Annotated in this window: 17 protein-coding genes and 1 pseudogene; 3 read left to right on the forward strand and 15 right to left on the reverse strand. The window is 75.6% G+C overall.

What is annotated here, in order from left to right; translation table 11 throughout:
• Positions 1-56: 56 nt before the first annotated feature.
• A complete protein-coding gene (locus tag IPO09_08060; GenBank protein MBK9517292.1) occupies positions 57-653 on the reverse strand; it encodes a cytidine/deoxycytidylate deaminase family protein in 597 nt (198 codons plus the stop codon).
• Positions 654-749: 96 nt separating this feature from the next.
• Between IPO09_08060 and IPO09_08065 the strand changes: the two genes are divergently transcribed.
• Together IPO09_08065 and IPO09_08070 are read left to right on the forward strand one after the other, a co-directional pair.
• The gene (locus tag IPO09_08065) at positions 750-1,259 is read left to right on the forward strand and encodes a hypothetical protein (GenBank protein MBK9517293.1); all 510 of its coding nucleotides are present in this window, start codon (positions 750-752) and stop codon (positions 1,257-1,259) included.
• 69 nt (positions 1,260-1,328) lie between these two features.
• Positions 1,329-2,884, forward strand: a pseudogene (locus tag IPO09_08070) (Hsp70 family protein).
• An 84-nt stretch (positions 2,885-2,968) separates the two neighbouring features.
• Here the strand turns inward: IPO09_08070 and IPO09_08075 are convergent.
• The 4 genes from IPO09_08075 to IPO09_08090 form a co-directional block, all read right to left on the reverse strand.
• Entirely contained in the window at positions 2,969-4,279 is a 1,311-nt protein-coding gene (locus tag IPO09_08075) for a hypothetical protein (GenBank protein MBK9517294.1), read from the reverse strand.
• Between the two features lie 185 nt (positions 4,280-4,464).
• Positions 4,465-5,748, reverse strand: coding sequence for an ATP-dependent Clp protease ATP-binding subunit ClpX (gene clpX, locus IPO09_08080; protein ID MBK9517295.1), 1,284 nt, complete (start codon positions 5,746-5,748; stop codon positions 4,465-4,467).
• A gap of 159 nt (positions 5,749-5,907) precedes the next feature.
• Positions 5,908-6,525 (reverse strand): hypothetical protein, encoded by a 618-nt coding sequence (locus tag IPO09_08085; GenBank protein MBK9517296.1) that lies wholly within the window; start codon positions 6,523-6,525, stop codon positions 5,908-5,910.
• Complete coding sequence (locus IPO09_08090; protein MBK9517297.1) at positions 6,522-7,409, reverse strand: AgmX/PglI C-terminal domain-containing protein; 888 nt, start codon at positions 7,407-7,409, stop codon at positions 6,522-6,524. The genes IPO09_08085 and IPO09_08090 overlap by 4 nt, the downstream gene beginning before the upstream one ends.
• Before the next feature lie 62 nt (positions 7,410-7,471).
• On the opposite strand from IPO09_08090, the gene truA reads away from it, so the two are divergent.
• Positions 7,472-8,257, forward strand: coding sequence for a tRNA pseudouridine(38-40) synthase TruA (gene truA, locus IPO09_08095; protein MBK9517298.1), 786 nt, complete (start codon positions 7,472-7,474; stop codon positions 8,255-8,257).
• A 20-nt stretch (positions 8,258-8,277) separates the two neighbouring features.
• Here truA and IPO09_08100 read toward each other — a convergent pair whose 3' ends face one another.
• From IPO09_08100 to IPO09_08145, 10 genes are all read right to left on the reverse strand, one after another.
• Positions 8,278-8,496, reverse strand: a complete 219-nt coding sequence (locus IPO09_08100) for a ribbon-helix-helix domain-containing protein (GenBank protein MBK9517299.1) — start codon at positions 8,494-8,496, stop codon at positions 8,278-8,280.
• A 140-nt stretch (positions 8,497-8,636) separates the two neighbouring features.
• Positions 8,637-9,179: a hypothetical protein gene (locus IPO09_08105; GenBank protein MBK9517300.1), complete on the reverse strand. Its 543-nt coding sequence runs from the start codon at positions 9,177-9,179 to the stop codon at positions 8,637-8,639.
• Positions 9,179-10,027, reverse strand: a complete 849-nt coding sequence (gene larE / locus IPO09_08110; protein ID MBK9517301.1) for an ATP-dependent sacrificial sulfur transferase LarE — start codon at positions 10,025-10,027, stop codon at positions 9,179-9,181. Before larE ends, IPO09_08105 begins: the two co-directional genes overlap by 1 nt.
• Positions 10,028-10,055: 28 nt before the next feature.
• Positions 10,056-10,865, reverse strand: a complete 810-nt coding sequence (locus IPO09_08115) for an adenylyl-sulfate kinase (protein MBK9517302.1) — start codon at positions 10,863-10,865, stop codon at positions 10,056-10,058.
• A gap of 103 nt (positions 10,866-10,968) precedes the next feature.
• Positions 10,969-11,433, reverse strand: a complete 465-nt coding sequence (locus IPO09_08120) for a Mov34/MPN/PAD-1 family protein (protein ID MBK9517303.1) — start codon at positions 11,431-11,433, stop codon at positions 10,969-10,971.
• Positions 11,417-12,478, reverse strand: a complete 1,062-nt coding sequence (locus IPO09_08125) for a ThiF family adenylyltransferase (GenBank protein ID MBK9517304.1) — start codon at positions 12,476-12,478, stop codon at positions 11,417-11,419. The genes IPO09_08120 and IPO09_08125 overlap by 17 nt, the downstream gene beginning before the upstream one ends.
• A gap of 10 nt (positions 12,479-12,488) precedes the next feature.
• Positions 12,489-12,749: a sulfurtransferase TusA family protein gene (locus IPO09_08130; protein MBK9517305.1), complete on the reverse strand. Its 261-nt coding sequence runs from the start codon at positions 12,747-12,749 to the stop codon at positions 12,489-12,491.
• Positions 12,746-13,495 (reverse strand): HesA/MoeB/ThiF family protein, encoded by a 750-nt coding sequence (locus IPO09_08135; GenBank protein ID MBK9517306.1) that lies wholly within the window; start codon positions 13,493-13,495, stop codon positions 12,746-12,748. The genes IPO09_08130 and IPO09_08135 overlap by 4 nt, the downstream gene beginning before the upstream one ends.
• A 107-nt stretch (positions 13,496-13,602) precedes the next feature.
• A complete protein-coding gene (locus IPO09_08140; protein ID MBK9517307.1) occupies positions 13,603-13,977 on the reverse strand; it encodes a hypothetical protein in 375 nt (124 codons plus the stop codon).
• Positions 13,974-16,151: a TIGR02266 family protein gene (locus IPO09_08145; GenBank protein MBK9517308.1), complete on the reverse strand. Its 2,178-nt coding sequence runs from the start codon at positions 16,149-16,151 to the stop codon at positions 13,974-13,976. Before IPO09_08145 ends, IPO09_08140 begins: the two co-directional genes overlap by 4 nt.
• Positions 16,152-16,155 lie beyond the last annotated feature (4 nt).

Below are 16,155 nucleotides of genomic sequence, written 5' to 3' on the forward strand. Positions count from 1 at the left end.
GGGGCGTGAGATGGGGCGAGGCCGGGCCGGATTCAAGGCTCTGACGGGAGCGGCGGTCAGCGCCGCGGCGGCCGCCTGGCAGCTGCCCTGCCCCCCCCGGCCGGGCGGGCCCGGGCCGGCGCGGCCTTCCGCGGAGCGGCCTTCCCAGCGGCCTTCCCAGCGGCGGTCTTCGGGCCGGTGACCGGGTGAGGGGCGCCGGTGTCGGCGGGCTGCAGGTCCGGCTTGGCCGGCACGTCCAGCGACACCAGCTCGATGCCGATCTGCTGGGCGTACTCGAAGATCCGGTTGTCCCGGTAGAACTCGCCGAAGACGATGCGGGCACACCCGGAGTTGGCGATGACCTTGAAGCACGGCCAGCAGGGCGAGGCGGTGGTGTAGATGGTGGCCCCGGAGATGGCCACCCCGTTCTTGGCCGCCTGGATGATGGCGTTGGCCTCGGCGTGCACCGTCCGCACGCAGTGGCCCTCCTCCATCATGTGGCCGGCCTCCGAGCAGTGGGGCAGGCCCCGGATCGAGCCGTTGTAGCCCGTGGAGAGGATGGTCTTGTGGCGCACCAGCACGGCGCCCACGTGCTTGCGATCGCAGGTGGCGCGGGTGGCGACGACCCGGGCGATGTTCATGAAGTACTCGTCCCAGCTGACGCGCGAGTCCATCGGGCCTCCTCCTCGGGGGCGGCGGGTTGGCGAAGGGGCGGCATCGTACCCCAAGGAGGCGGCGCGCGGGCCGTCGGTCCGGCTACCATGCCGGGCATGCCCGCCCGCCGCTGGCCCGCCACGCTGGTGGCCTCGCTGCTCACGCTCGCCGGGGCGCGGGCCGAGGCGCCCGCCGCCGGGGCGGCGCCGGTCCGGCCGTCGGCGCCCCCGGCCGGCCAGGCGGCCACGCCGCCGTCGGGGGGGGCCGCCCCCGCCCCGCCCGCGCCCGCCGCGCCGGACCGGGTGGTGGGCGGCACGGTGCTGTCGGTCGACCAGCGGCGCCATGCCGCCTCGGTGGCGGGCGCCGCCGGCCCGGTCGAGGTGCGCTGGGACCGCAACACCCTCGTCTACCTCCCCGGGGGTGCCACCACGCCGCTGGCCCTGGCGCCCGGCTGCGCGCTGCGGGCCGGCCTCGGCCCGGACGGCGTGGCCTGGTGGATCATGCTCCGCACCGGGGCGCCGCCCGACCAGGCTCCGGCCACCGCCGCCCCGCCCGGCGCCTTCCCGCCGCCGCCGGGCGATCCGCCGGCGCCGCCCGGCCACCAGGCGCCCCCCCCTTCCCGGTGACCGCCGCCCCCGCGGCGCGGCGCCGCGCCCGCCCGCGCGACGCGCCGCCGTAGTACGCTCGGTCCACTCATGGAGAAGCTCCCCCCCGACACCATCATCGGGATCGACCTCGGCACCACCAACTCCTGCGCGGCCGTGGCCTCGGGCGACGGTCAGGTGAGGCTCGTCCCCTACAAGGGCGGCGACTACATCATCCCGTCCATCTTCGCCATCGACGACAAGGGCAACGAGCTCATCGGCCACGAGGCCAAGCGCCAGTGGCAGCTCAACCCGCGCAACACCCTCTACGCCACCAAGCGGCTCATCGGCCGCGCCCCGCGCGACGAGGTGGTGGAGTCGGTGCAGGGCTCGGTCCAGTACCAGGTCCACGCCGGCAGCCAGAACGACGTCGAGGTGGACTGCCACGGCAAGGCCTTCCACGTCCACGAGGTGAGCGCCAAGATCCTGGCCAAGATCCGCGACGTGGCGTCGGATCACCTGGGCTTCAAGGTGCGGCGGGCCGTGGTGACGGTGCCGGCCTACTTCACCGACCGGCAGCGCCAGGCCGTCAAGGAGGCCGGCGGCCTGGTGGATCTCGAGGTGGTCCGCATCATCAACGAGCCCACCGCCGCCGCCATGGCCTACGGCATCGGCAAGCGGCTCGACCAGCGGGTTCTGGACCACGGCATCGAAGGCTAAGGCTGGTCTACGACCTGGGCGGCGGCACCTTCGACGTCTCCATCATCGAGATCCGCGACCGGGTCTTCGAGGTCAAGGCCACCGGGGGCGACATCTTCCTGGGCGGCATCGACTTCGACAACGCCATGATCCGCCACGTGCTGGACGACTTCCAGCGGAAGCACGGCATCGACCTGTCCACCGACCCGGTGGCCATGCAGCGCATCAAGGACCTGGCCGAGCGCACCAAGATCGACCTGTCGGCGCGCGCCGAGGCGCCCTTCTCGATCCCCTTCATCACCATGACGCCGCAGGGCCAGCCGCTCAACATGGAGGTCAAGTTCGACCGCAAGCTGCTGGAGAAGCTGACCCAGCCGCTGGTGGATCGCAGCCTCAAGATCCTGGGCGCGGTGATGGTGGACGCCGGGGTCTCGGCCGCCGACATCGACGAGATCATGCTGGTGGGTGGCCAGACCCGCATGCCGGCGGTGCAGGAGCGGCTCACCCGCTTCTTCGGCAAGCCGCCCTCCAAGGGCGTCCACCCGGACGAGGCGGTGGCCATCGGCGCGGCGCTCTACGGCCGCTCGCTGCAGGACAACAGCGACCTCAAGCTGCAGCTGCTCGACGTCATCCCCATGGCCATCGGCCTGGAGCAGGCCGGCGGGGCCATGCACGTGGTCTTCCCGCGCAACGCCGCCATCCCCAACGCCCGCGCGGTGCGGGCCACCAACTCGGTGGACCAGCAGACCGAGCTGGTGATGCGCATCTTCCAGGGGGACCAGCCGGCCACCCGGCACAACGAGCTGCTCGGCGAGTTCACCTTCAGCGGCGTCCGGCCCGCCCGGACCGGGACCACCCAGCTCGAGATCCTCTTCGAGGTGAACGTCGAGGGCATCCTGACCATGAGCGCCCGCGACCTCGACACCGGGCGGCAGATGAAGACCACCGTGCGGGTGACCTCGGCCTGAGCGGCCGGCCGGGCCTCGGCCTCGGCCGCGCCGCACCTCCCGCGCCGAGGGTTCGGCGCCGCCCTCGGGCAGCGCCGTCCTCGCTCAGCGGCCGCGACCACCGCCGCGGTCGCCGCCACCGCGACCACCACCGCCGCGGTCACCGCCGCTGCGGTCACCGCCGCTGCGCCCGCCCCGGTCGTCGAAGCGCTGCGGCGCCGGCGCCGGGGTGGACGTGGGCTCCCGCTGCGGCGGCGGGCTCAGCCGCGGGGCCGGGCGCTCCGGCGGAGCGCTGCCGCCCCGCTCCGGAGCGGCCTGCGCCGGCCGCTCCCACGGCCGGGCTGACCCGCCGCGGTCGAACCGCTCCCCGCCCTGTGGCGCCGGGGCCGGCCGGGCGTCCTGTCCGCGCCGGGGCAGGAGGCCGTTGGGCGAGCCGTCGCGCCGGTCCGGCGCGCGGCGCTCGTCGCCGCCGCGAGGCCGCACCGCGCCACCCTCCCACCTGCCGCCGCGGTCGCGGCCATCGTCGAAGCCACGCGGCCGCGCGGCGGCGCCGGGGAGGACGTCGCGACCCCGGCCGCGGTCCTGGCGGGCCTCGGGCCGGTAGACCCCGATCTCGCCGGGGCGGACCCGGCCGCCAGCGGGACCGGGGGCGGCCACGATGCGGGCCGGCCGCACCGGTCGGCCGGAGCGATCCTCCACGAAGCGCGGCGCTGGTCCACCCCAGGACGGCTGCGGCGGGCGGGGACGGCCCGGCTCGGGGCGGTACCCAGGCCGCGGCGGCGCCGGGCGGGTGGCGTGGTACCAGCGGCCGGCGTGGCCGGGCGCGTAGGCGATGCCGTACACCGGGGTGCCGCAGAACCGCACCGTGGGCACGAAGGTCCAGTGGAAGTCCACGAAGGCGAAGTCGGTGACGTAGAGCGACAGGCCCGGCGCCAGCGGCGCCCAGCCCACCACGTCGCCGCTGTACCGCCAGCTCACCCAGGCCGGCGCCCACTGGTAGCCGGGCACCCAGAACCAGCCCAGCCCCCGGTCGAAGCTCCAGCGGCCGTAGTGGTAGGTGGCCCAGCCGAAGGGCTCGTCGGAGACCCACAGCCAGCCCTCGGTGGTCCACTCCCAGCGGCCGTAGTAGTAGGGGCGCCAGCCGGCCGGCACGCTGGGGCGCCAGACCTCGCCGTGACCCGGCACGTCCTGCCAGGCCCCGTAGGGCGAGAGCGGCTCCTGGAAGGTGGAGAGGGAGACGCCGCCCTCGTCCTCCATGGAGACGTCGAAGCCGTCGTCGTCGGCGCTGCGGCCCTGGTCGGGCCAGGCCTCCTCGAGCTCGCCGGCGTCGTCCCAGCCGCGGTCCTGGGCGTCGGCCGGCCCGGCGAGGAGCGCCGCGGCGGCCAGGGTGAGCGCAGTCAGGGTGGTCTTGGTCATGGTGCCTCCAGCCGCAGGCCAGGCTCCCTCCCGGGAGGTGGGCAGGCGGCGTCACACACCGGAGAGCAAGAGCGATGCCGGACCGAAGCGGCCTGATCCCGGAGGGTTGCGCACCGGGTCGCGGTGCCCGGGGGGCACGGTGTGCGAACCGGCGACGCGCCCGGGGCCACGCGGGCCCCGCCACCTCAGGCCAGCTTCTTCTCCTTCTCGAAGGAGAGGACCGGCGGCTCCCGGTTCAGGATGACGCCGTCGGTGATCTTGCACTCCTTGACGCCCTCCCGGTACGGCACGTCGTACATGATGTCGAGCATGGCGTTCTCGAGGATGGCGCGCAGGCCGCGCGCCCCCGACTTGCGCCGCATCGCCTCGCGCGCCGTGGCCCGGAGCGCCTCGCGCGTGAAGGAGAGCTTCACCTTCTCGAGGTCGAAGAGCTTCTGGTACTGCTTCACCAGCGCGTTCTTGGGCTGGGTGAGGATGGTGACCAGGTCGTCCTCGGACAGGTCGGTGAGGGTGGCGATGACCGGCAGGCGCCCCACGAACTCCGGGATCATGCCGAAGCGGGTCAGGTCCTGCGGCTCGACCCGCGCCAGGATCTCGCCGAGGCTGGCCTCCTCCTTCTGCTCGATCTTGGCCCCGAAGCCGAGCCCCTTCACGCCGACGCGGCGCTTGATGACCTGCTCCAGCCCGCAGAAGGCCCCGCCCACCACGAACAGCACGTTCGAGGTGTCGACCTGGATGTACTCCTGCTGGTTGTACTTCTTGCCGCCGCGCGGGGTGACGTTGGCGCGGGTGCCCTCGATGATCTTGAGGAGCGCCTGCTGCACCCCCTCGCCGCCCACGTCGCGGGTGGCGCTGGGCGAGTCGCCCTTGCGGGCGATCTTGTCGATCTCGTCGATGTAGACGATGCCGCGGCCGGCCTTCTCCACGTCGTAGTCCGCGTTGTGGAGGAGGTTCTGGATGATGTTCTCGACGTCCTCGCCCACGTAGCCGGCCTCGGTGAGCGAGGTGGCGTCGGCGATGGTGAAGGGCACGTTGAGGAAGCGGGCCAGCGACTGCGCCAGCAGGGTCTTGCCCGAGCCGGTGGGGCCGATGAGCAGGATGTTGGACTTCTGCAGCTCGACGTCGTCGCTGGCGGCCCGGGCCTGGCCGGGGCGCGGCGGACGGGGCGCCTTGCGCGAGTAGACGCGCTTGTAGTGGTTGTAGACGGCCACCGAGAGGACCTTCTTGGCCCGGTCCTGCCCGACCACGTAGTCGTCGAGGAAGCTCTTGATCTCGGCCGGGGTCGGCAGCGCCACGCTGGGGCGCCCCTCCTCCCGCTCGGCCTCCTCCGCGATGATGTCGTTGCAGAGGCGGATGCACTCGTCGCAGATGTAGACGGTCGGCCCGGCGATGAGCTTGCGCACCTCGCGCTGGCCCTTGCCGCAGAACGAGCAGGAGAGGTTTCCGTGGTGGTGCTCTTTGCGGCTCACTCGTGGTCCCTCGTCCGGCGGATGGTAGCAGAATCTGGAGGCCGCCGGAAAACCCGGCCGACCGGAGCCTCTTAACACCGCGCCGGGGCGGGCGCCCGCCCCGCGCCGCCCCGACGGGCGGGCGCCGGGACCCGCGCGCCGCCCCCGGGCGATGCCGGTTCAGGACCTGCCGATCAGCGCCTCCAGCTCGTCGGCCAGCGCCTCGGCCCGGGCGGTCACCGGCCTGGGCAGGGACCCCTCGGCGGCGCAGGCCTCGGCCAGGCGGCGGGCCGCCGCGGCCAGGCGGGCCAGCCGCTCCTGGCGAGGCGGCCTGGGCGGCGCCGGGGCCGGCCCGAGCCGCTCGGTGAGCGTGCGGGCCAGCGCCGCCGCGGACGGCGGCCGCTCCAGCACCTCCTCGCGGAGCTCGCGCCACCCCGACTCGGAGAGCCGCCCGGCCGCCTCGGCACGCGACAGCACCTCGATGACCTCGAAGGCCGGCGCGGCCTCGTCGCCCGTCCCCTCGGCCATGCGGGGCTCGTGCCGCTCCAGGAAGCCGTAGCTGGCGGTCAGCTTGTCGGCGGTGGCCTTCTTGATGAAGAGCTCCCCGGCGCAGTAGCGATCGAAGCTGGGGTACCCCCACTCCCGCCAGGACTCGTCCCGCCGCACCTCGGCCAGCAGGCGGGCGAACTCGACCCAGGCGGCCTTGAAGCGGCGGGCGCCCTCCATGGCGCGGCGGCGCAGCGAGCCTTGCGGCAGCGCGTCGGCGCGGGCCGCCAGCGTGTCGGCGGCGCCGCTCACGGCCCGACCCGGAAGGTCAGCGAGACGGTGGGGCGCTCCCCGGGGAACCGATCGAAGGTCCAGCCGGCCAGCACCTGCTCGAAGCAGTCGCGCAGCGGCCCCTGCCGCAGGCGAGGATCCATCACGGCCACGCGCACCACCCGCCCCTCGTTCCCGATGGTGAACTCCAGCGGCACCTCGCCCTCCACGTCCGGGCTGCGCGCCGCCTGGGCGCGCAGGCAGGGGACCAGCGAGCGCTGCTGCGCCGCCACGGCCGACTGGATGCGCCCCTCGTCGAAGCGCGACTCCACCAGCCCGGCCTCCGCCGCGGCCAAGGGGCCTCGCGCCGCCGCGGCGTCCCGGGCCGCCCCGCCCCCGCCCGCCGGCCGTGGGGCGGCGCGCGGGCCAGGGCCATCGAGCGCCACCTCCACCTCGGCCGGATCGGCGCGGCGCGCCACCCCGACCCGCGCCGGCGCGGCGATGGTGATGCCGGCGCCGAAGTCGTCGAGCAGCGGGTCGCGCCTGGCCGGCCCGCGCGACGCCAGGAAGGCCACGCCGCCCGCGGCCACCACCACCGCCACCGCCCCCACCGCCAGGCCGGCCACCCGGGTGCGCTGGCGCCGCACCTGCAGCACGCGCCGCCCCGTCACCTCCTGCTCCACCCGCGCGGCCGCCTCGGCCTTGCGGACGTGGACCAGGAAGACGTCCACCTGCACCAGCGGCCGCCAGGCGCCGTCGCCGCTCGAGACCAGGGTGACCGCCGAGAGCTCGCCCTGGTAGAGGAGCTCGGCCAGGCGGCGCCCCTCCACCGGCCCGTAGACCTGCCCGTCGCGCTGGAACAGCCACTCGCCGCCGTCGAGGGCGGGGTCCAGGATCACGGGCGGGGCTCTTGCGTCGGGGGCCATCCAGGGAGCGCCTCGAGCCGCGGCTCGCGCCCGCCTCCGAAGCGTGCTGAAGTTACCATGCCGTGGAACGACGCCGCTACGCACTCCGCCTCCTCTACGACGGGCGGGCCTTCCGCGGCTTCCAGCGGCAGCCTGGCCTGCCCACCGTGCAGGAGGCGGTGGAGGCCGGCCTGCTGCGGCTGGGCGTGAAGGCCCAGCTCGAGGTGGCGGCGCGCACCGACGCCGGGGTCAGCGCCCTCGACCAGGTGGTGACCTTCGGGGCCCGGGCGGCGCTGGATCTGGACGCCCTGCGATCGGCGATCAACGAGGCGGCGCCCGAGGGGCTCCTGTGCCTGGAGGCGGCGCGGGTGCCGCCCAGCTTCCACGCCAGGGCCTCGGCCCTGGGGCGGCGCTACGTCTACCTGGTGGGGACCCCGCCACCGCCCGAGCTGGCGCCCTGGTCCTGGACCCTGCCGGACGAGCGGGGGTTCCCCGGCGTGGGGTCCAGGCCGCTCGACGCTGGGGCCATGCGGGCAGCGCTGGCCCACGCGGTGGGCCAGCACGACTTCACCGCCTTCGCCCGGCCCGGCGACCAGCGCAGCATGGTGCGCGAGGTGACGCGCGCCGAGGTGCTGGTCTCCGAGGGGGCGCCGCTGGTGGCGGTGGTGCTGGAGGGGCGCGGGTTCCTTCGCGCCATGGTGCGGAACCTGGTGGGGACGGCCGTGGCGGCCGGCCTGGGGCTCGCGCCGACCACCGAGCTGGCGGACCTCCTGGCGGCCCGCGGTCGATACCGCGGGGTCCGAGCTCCCGGATGGGGCCTCACGCTGGCTCGCGTGAGCTACCCTCCCGGGATGGTTCCATGGGGCTGATTCACCCCATGCGGTCTGGCTCAGTGGGCGCCGTCGGCCTCGTCGACTGCGGGAAGATGCCCGTACTTGGCGAGCAGGTCGGCCACCGCCTCGCGCAGGTAGTCGGACTGCCGAACCCGCGTCTTCTTGGCGAGATTTCGGAGCTCGGCGGCGAAGGCGGGCGGAAGCCGAACCAGCATGGGCTCCAGTCGGGGCTGGTTGTCGGCGGGAATCTGGGTGGTCTCGAGCGGGGCGGTCATGTGGGCTCCTGGATACAAATGATTACGTTTGCACACACGCTACCACCCGATAGCCACCTCGCAAGAAAGTTTCCCAGCCGCAGAATAGTTGACAGGCCTACCCCTTAAAGGGGGCAGGAAGGTTGACCTGAGCGTCGGCGCTAGTCGAAGCGGAGCTGGACGCCGGCCGACAGGCCGAGCGCCGCGATCCGGGCCTCGCCGATGGCCGTCGCGAAGCCGAGCGAGACGAAGCCGCCCCAGGCCCGCGACGGGTCGTACGCCAGTCCCACCCCGACCAAAGGCCCGATCGCCAGCCGGTTCTTCAGCTCGGCCCACAGCCCGACCTCGAAGAAGGTCTTCAGCTCCTCGGTCCCGAAGTACCCGCGGTAGCGCCCGTCCAGCCCGAAGAGGAAGCGCTTGCCCTCCGGATCGTCCCAGCCGTCCAGCCTGGCCGCGCCGCCGAAGAGGAGCTCATCGCCCTCCCCCGAGACGTCGAAGCCCCAGCCGAGCCGCAGCCGCGGGCTGACCGTGGTGAGCGAGGCCTCCCCGCTCACGGAGACGGCCTCCCGCCAGTACTCCAGGGCCACCAGGCCGCCCCGCTGGTCGCGGTGGTCGTAGCGCGGCTCGAGCGCGGCGGCCTGGCCCGGCGCCGCCAGGGCGAGGAGCGTTCCGGTGAGCGCGGCGACGACGGCGAGGGTTCTCATCATGGCACCACCGGGAGGGTGAGCCCGGCCAGCTCGTTCAGGCGGCCGGAGCGGAAGGGCTCGAGGTCGAGGGCGGCGGCCTTGAAGCCCGCGGCCTTCACCGCCGCGGCCAGGGCGGCGCGCCGGGCGAAGGCCGCCTCCAGCTCCTCCTCGGCCACCTCCACCCGCCCGACCTCGCCGTGGTGACGCACCCGGAACTGGCGCAGCCCGAGGGTCCGGAGCGCCGCCTCGGCCCGCTCCACCTGGGCCAGCCGGGCCGGGGTCACCGGGGTGCCGTACGGGAGGCGGGAGGCCAGGCAGGCCTGCTGCGGCTTGTCCCAGGTGGGCAGGTCCAGGGCCTGGCTCCAGGCCCGGATCTCGGCCTTGCCGAGGCCGGCCTCGGCCAGCGGCGAGCGCACCCCCGCCTCGCCGGCCGCGCGGTGACCGGGGCGGTGGTCCCGGCGATCGTCGGCGTTGAAGCCGTCGAGCACGGCGCCGAGCCCGAGCCCCGCGGCCGCCTCGCGGCACAGGCGGTAGAGCTCGGCCTTGCAGAAGTAGCAGCGCTGGTCCGAGTTCTCGACGTAGCGCGGGTCGTCGCCCTCGCGGCTCTCCACCTCGAGGTGGCGGGCGCCGAGGCGCCGCGCCAGGGCCCTGGCCTCGAGCCGCTCGCTGGCCGGGACGCTGGGCGAGTGGCTGGTGAGGGCCACCACCTGGTCACCCAGCTCCTGGCGCGCCACCGCCAGGAGGAAGGTCGAGTCGACGCCTCCCGAGAAGGCCACCAGCGCGCCGCCGCCGCCCCGCAGGGAGACCCGCAGCGCCGCCAGCTTCGGCGCGGAGTCGCTCCGCAGCGCGTCGAGGGAGGGCTCCATGACGCCCTGCTTATAGCCCCGCGCTGGCTCAGCGCCGCGCGGTGCGCGCGGCGGCCTTCTTGGGCGCCTTGCGGGCGGCCGCGGCCGGCTTGGCTGCAGCCTTGGCGGCCGGCCTGGCTCCCTTGGCCGGCGCGGCCTTGGCGGCCTTGGCGGCCTTGGCGGGGGCGGCCTTGGCGGGGGCGGCCTTGGCGGCCGGCCTGGCGCCCTTGGCGGCCGGCGCGGTCTTCGGCGCCGGCGGCTGCCGGGTGGACTTGCGCTTCGGCTTCAGCCCGCCGGTGAGCCGACCGAACTCGGTGGGCCCGATGAACTTGCCGTCGACCAGCGACTGGAAGACGCGGGTGACGCAGGCGTCGAGGGGCTCGAGGTCGGTGCGGACGATCAGCTCGGCGTGCGCCGGGGGCTCGTAGGGCAGGTCCACGCCGGCCACCCCCTGGATCTCGCTGGCCAGGGCCTTGCGGTAGAGCCCCTCCTTGCCGTCGCGCTGCAGCAGGGTCTCCATGGGCGCGTCGACGAAGACCTCGACGAAGCGCCGGGACTCCTTGCGCAGGGCCTCGCGGGCGTCGCGGTAGGGCGAGAGCGCGGCGCAGACGGCGATGCCGCCGGCCTTGGCGACCGCCTTGGCGACGTAGCCGAACCGCTTCACCACCTCGGCGTGGCCGTCCTTGCCCCCGCCGACCCCTTCGAGCAGGAACTTGGCCTCACCGTCCTCGTCGAGCAGCTGGGTCGGGCGGCCCGCCAGGGCCAGGCGCTGGGCGACCTGGGTCGCGAGGGTGGTCTTGCCGGCCTTCTTCATGCCGGTGAGCCAGAGGACGAACCCAGGGCTCTGCTGCAGTTCCATTCGAACCTCGCACGAGTGTGAACCCAAAGTATACAGGTCGCCACGCCTCTTGCCAAATCGCCGCAGCCCCTCACCGATCATTTTCCAGCCTGATGGCAGCCGCTTACGGTGGAGGGTCGCGGACGCACGCCCCGCCCGGGGCGCGCCAGAGGTCTCGCCCCTCAAAGGACGCACCGGCCCATCGGTGGCAGCGCACCGCCACCGCCCGCCCCTGCTCCAGCGCCACCACCAGCTGCGCCACCCCAGGCCAGAGCGGCTGCCCCCCAGCCAGGGCGGCGTCCAGATCGGCCGCCGACAGGCCGGGACCTCCGGACAGGTGGGAGTGGTAGATGGCCAGGAGCGCCCCGCCCAGCTCATCCAGGCGGGTCAGGGCGGTCAGAAGGTCGCGCGGGGCCAGCTCGAAGCGGCGGCTCGGGTCCGGGGCGGCGTTGGCGAACGGCCACGGTTCGGGGGGTCGGCCAGGGAGCGCCACCACCAGCCCGCAGGCCTCGCGCCCGGGCTCCGCCTCGGCCAGCGCCACCAGCCGGGGCACGGCCGCCTGCAGCGGCTCCTCAGGCAGCCGGTCCACCCGGGACGGCTCCCTGGCCGGCTCCGGCCGGTCCTGCCGACCCGGCGGTTCCCTCGCCGGGACCGGGGGGGCCGGCGGCTGCACCGGGCGGTGGCGGCGGGTTGCAGGCGCAGCCGGGGAGGCGGGCGGTGGGCCGGTGGGCCGAGATCCCGCGGATCATCTCGACGCGCCGGCCGGTCACCGCCCCGGGGTCGGCGATCAGCAGCAGCAGCTCCTGCGCGGCCAGGGCCGCCAGGGCCGCCGCGCCCGGCGAGGGGGGGCGGCCGCTGCCGGTGGAGAGTCGACCGCAGGCGTAGCAGGGGGCGCCGGGGGGCACCGACACGAAGGCGCCGCCGTCGCCGTCCGCCTCCAGCACCACGTGCGGCACCCGGGCGCGGCGAGCCGGCTCGGCCGAGCCGAGGGCCTGTGCGGCCGAGGAGGCCACCACCAGCGTGGCGGTGGGGACCCCTCCCGCCGGGTAGCGCTCCACCACCACGAACCGCGACAGCCTGGCCAGGGCCTCCGCCGCCGCCTCGACGCGCGGCCGGCCGGCCGCCTCTGGCCCGTAGAGCCAGCCGCCCAGGTCGGCGGGGCCGACCAGGTCCGGGTCGTCGAGCCAGAGCTTCCCGACGCCGGCCTGCACCAGGTAGACGAGGGCCGGCCCGGCCACCGCGTCGGCGCCCACCACCCGCACCCGCGCGGCCATGAGCCGCTCCTGGCCCGCCGCGCCGAAGCCCGGCACCAGCAGCTGCCGCGCCCAGCGGGCGATGTGGTGCTCGGTGAGCTCCGGGGCGCCGCCGGCGATGGCCGGCACCAGCTGGAGCTCGTCGCCCTCCCGCACCGCCGCGTCGAGGCCGCCCAGGGCCCGCACGTCCTCGTCGTTGAGGAAGAGCCCCAGGTGGCGGCGCGGCGCGCCGTCCTCGGTGAGCAGGCGGGCGCGCAGGCCGGGGTGGGCCCGGCTGAGGTCGTCGAGCACCTGGCGAACGGTGGCGCCGGCGGCGGCCACCTGGCTGCGGTTGCCGGTCAGCCCGCGCAGCGGGGTGGGGATGAAGACCGTCACCGGCATGTCGACTCCCTCACGGCAGCGCCGGCGGCGGCGCGCCCTTGCGGACCAGCAGGCGGATGGCCGCGCCGGGCCCCGCGGCCAGCGGCTCGAGCGCCACCAGCTGGTGCCCCTCCTCCTCGGCGGTGCGCGGCACCGACGCGGCCGGCTCGCCCTCGCCCAGCCAGACCTCGAGGACCTCGCCCAGGGCCAGCCGCTCCAGCGCGATGCGGGTCTTGACCCAGGTGATGGGGCAGGAGGAGTCCCGCAGGTCGAGGCGCGCCGCGGCGCTCACGCCGCTCCCCCGGCGCCGGGGCCGCCGGCGGGCGCGGCGCAGGCCGGCGCCGCGGCGTCGGCCAGGGGCTGGGTCCCGGCGCAGGCCGGGCAGCCGAGGCGGCGGCGCACCAGCACCAGGCGGGAGCGGCCGGTGCGGGCCTCGAAGACCAGCAGGCGCCCGGCGTAGGCACCCCGCTCGCCCGAGAGGAGGCGCAAGGCCTCGGCGCCCATGAGCGCGCCGGCGTGGCCGGCCAGCGCCCCCACGATGCCGGCCTCGGCGCAGGACGGCACCTGGCCGGGCGGCGGCGGGCCCTCGAAGAGGCAGCGCACGCAGCCCGACAGCCCGGGCACGACCGTCAGGATCTGGGCGGTGGTGCGCAGCACGCCGCCGTGCACCAGCGTCTTGCCGCAGCGGGTGGCCGCGTCGCTGGCCAGGAACTTGGTGGCGAAGTTGTCGGACCCGTCCACCACCAGATCCACCGCCCGGACCAGCGCCTCGGCGCCGGCGGCGTCGAAGCGCCGGTCCAGCCCCTCCACCCGCAGCCCCGGGTGCAGGGCGCGCAGCCGCTCGGCGGCCGCGGTGGCCTTGCGGCGCCCCAGGTCGGCCTCGCCGAAGAGCGGCTGCCGGTTCAGGTTGGAGGTCTCGACGGCGTCGTCGTCGATGACCGTGAGGCGCCCCACCCCGCCGGCCGCCAGCACCAGGAGCGCCGGTCCGCCGAGGCCACCGGCGCCGATGACGAGGGCGCTCTTCTGGGCGAGGTCCATGGGATGGCAGGGCCTATAGCCCGCAGCCGCGGGACGGGCAAGGCGAGGCTGCGGCCCTCGGCCCCCCGGCCGGGCGGGGCCGCCAGGGCGGCGGCGCCGCGGTCACCTCAGGGACAGAGCACCCGCCCCTGCTGGCCGAGCCGCCAGAGCGAGGGGAGCGGCTCCAGGCCGTCGAGGGCGGCGCGCGCCGCCTCCACCTCCAGTCCGGCCAGCCGGACGGAGGTCTCGCAGGCCACCAGCCGCAGGCCGAGCTCGCGCCGGGCCTCGTCCAGCGTGGCGGTGAGGGACGGCACGCGGGCCGCCGCGGCGGTGGCGGGCGCCCCCTCGTCGAAGCGGCCCTGCACCAGCGCCACCAGCGGCTCGAAGGAGAGCGCCAGCGTGACCGGGTCTCCCAGCGCCGCCGCCGTGACCGCCAGCATGGTCCCCTGGTAGCGGGCCTCCCAGCCGGCCCGCGCCAGGAAGACCACCAGCGGCCGGCTCACCGGCGCCACCCGAAGAGCCGGGCCAGGAAGCCCGGCTTGCCTGCCTTGTGCACCGGCTCGATGGGCCGGGAGCCGCGGGGCGCCTCGGCCGGTCCGCTCACGCCGAGCTTGGCCCGTGCGGCCTCGGGCGTGTCCCGGGTGGCCAGCTCGGTGGCGGCCACCGCGCCGGTGGTGAGGTTCTGGCTGGTGATCGAGAGGATCCCCTCGTGTCCCATGGCGAACTCCACCGCCACCCGGTGGGTCCCGCGAGGCGCCGGCGGGAGGCCGGCCACCCGCACCGTGCCCAGGAACTCGCAGTCGGTCACCCGGGCCGAGTCACCCTGGAACACCTGCAGCTCGAGCTCGGTCTGGCCGTCGTGGGTGGTGGCGAGCTCGTAGGTCTTGCGGGCCGGCAGGCGGGTGTTGCGCGGCAGCACCGGCGCCAGGCGCCCGCCCGGCAGCCCCACGCCGATCCCCATGGCCAGGGCGTCGATGAGCACCACCGAGTCGACCCGCCCGGCCGAGTCCGCCAGCAGCGCCGCGCCGATGGCCACCGCCTCGTCGGGGTGGACCCCGCGAGACGGCTCGCGGCCGAAGAGCCGGTGCACCCCCTGCCAGACCAGCGGCATGCGGCTCTGCCCGCCCACCAGGAGGACCTCCTGCACGTCCTGGGGCCCGAGCCCGCGCGCCGACAGCACCTCGCGGCAGGTCTCCAGGCTGCGCTCCACCAGCCGGCCGGTCAGCTCCTCCAGCTCGGCGCGGGTGACCTCCACCTCCAGCGCCAGGTCCCTCCCGTCGGCCGAGCGGAACAGGAACGGCACCCGCGCCACCGCCCGCTCCTGCTCCGAGAGCGTCACCTTGAGGTCCTCGGCCGCGTCGCGCAGCCGCTGCCAGACCACCCGGTCATCCGGGAGCGCCACGCCGTGCTGCTGCATGAAGGCCCAGGCCAGGTGGTCGAGCAGCTGGGCGTCGAAGTCCACCCCGCCCAGGAAGGTGTCGCCCCCGGTGGAGACCACCTCGTAGACGTCGCCCTGGATCTCCAGCACCGAGGCGTCGAAGGTGCCGCCGCCCAGGTCGTAGACCAGCACCCGCTCGTCGAGCCCCTTGCCGTAGCCGAAGGCCAGCGCCGCCGCGGTGGGCTCGTTGACGATGCGCTCGACGACCAGGCCGGCCAGCAGGCCGGCCTCGCGGACGGCGTTGCGCTGGTGGTCGTTGTAGTAGGCCGGCACGGTCACCACCGCCCGCTCCACCACCTCGCCGAGCGCCAGGCTGGCGGTGTCGCGCAGGTCGGTGAGGATCAGGGCCGCCACCTGCTGCAGCGAGAACTCGCGCCCGGCGAAGCGCACCGCCGCCACCCCGCCGGCGCCCTCCACGATGTCGTAGTGGAAGCGATCGCGGCAGGCCTGCACGGTGGGGCTGTGGAAGGGCCGCCCCACCAGCCGCTTGGACCCGTAGACGGTGTGGCGCGGGTTGACCACCATCTGCGCCTTGGCCGCGTGGCCCACCAGGAAGCGGCCGTGCGGGTCGAAGGCCACCACCGAGGGGATGGTGCGGTGGCCCAGCCGCGAGGTGAGCACCTGGGCCCGGCCGTTGCGGGCCACCGCCACGCAGGAGTTGGTGGTGCCCAGGTCGATGCCCACCATGCGCTGCGAGCGGGGGCGCACCAGCGCCGGGGCGGTGGGGGCCGACGGGGCCACGGCGACGACGGGGGCCAGGGGGCCGACGGCGGGGGCGACGGGCGGGGGCGGCGGCGCCGCGTCCAGGTCGAGCTCGCTGTCGAAGCCCAGGAAGACGTCCTCGCCCTGGATATCCTCGCCGGCCGGCCGGGGCGGCTCGTCGCTCACCGGCGCCCCGCCCAGCTGGCCCACGAAGCGGTCCAGGGTGGCGCGGCTGGCCGGATCCATCGCCAGGAACCGGACCCCCATGCCGGGCGACCGCGGCGGCTCGCCGGGAGCCGACGGGGGCGTGGTCCAGATCACCTCGCCGCGCGCGCGGATGGCGCCGTACCCGCCCGGCAGGGAGAGGTCGAGCTGCAGCTGGGTGCCCGGGGTCTGCGGCTCCAGCGTCCGCACGAAGACCCCGCCCCGCGAGAGGTCCACCGTGGAGCGCTCCGCCAGGGCCAGCCCCTGCCCCGAGGAGAGGCGGACGCGCAGCTCGGTGGCGACGCGCGGCTCACGCTGGGGCGACTCGGCCATCGGG

The sequence above is a fragment of the Anaeromyxobacter sp. genome (assembly GCA_016718565.1).
GTDB lineage: Bacteria > Myxococcota > Myxococcia > Myxococcales > Anaeromyxobacteraceae > JADKCZ01.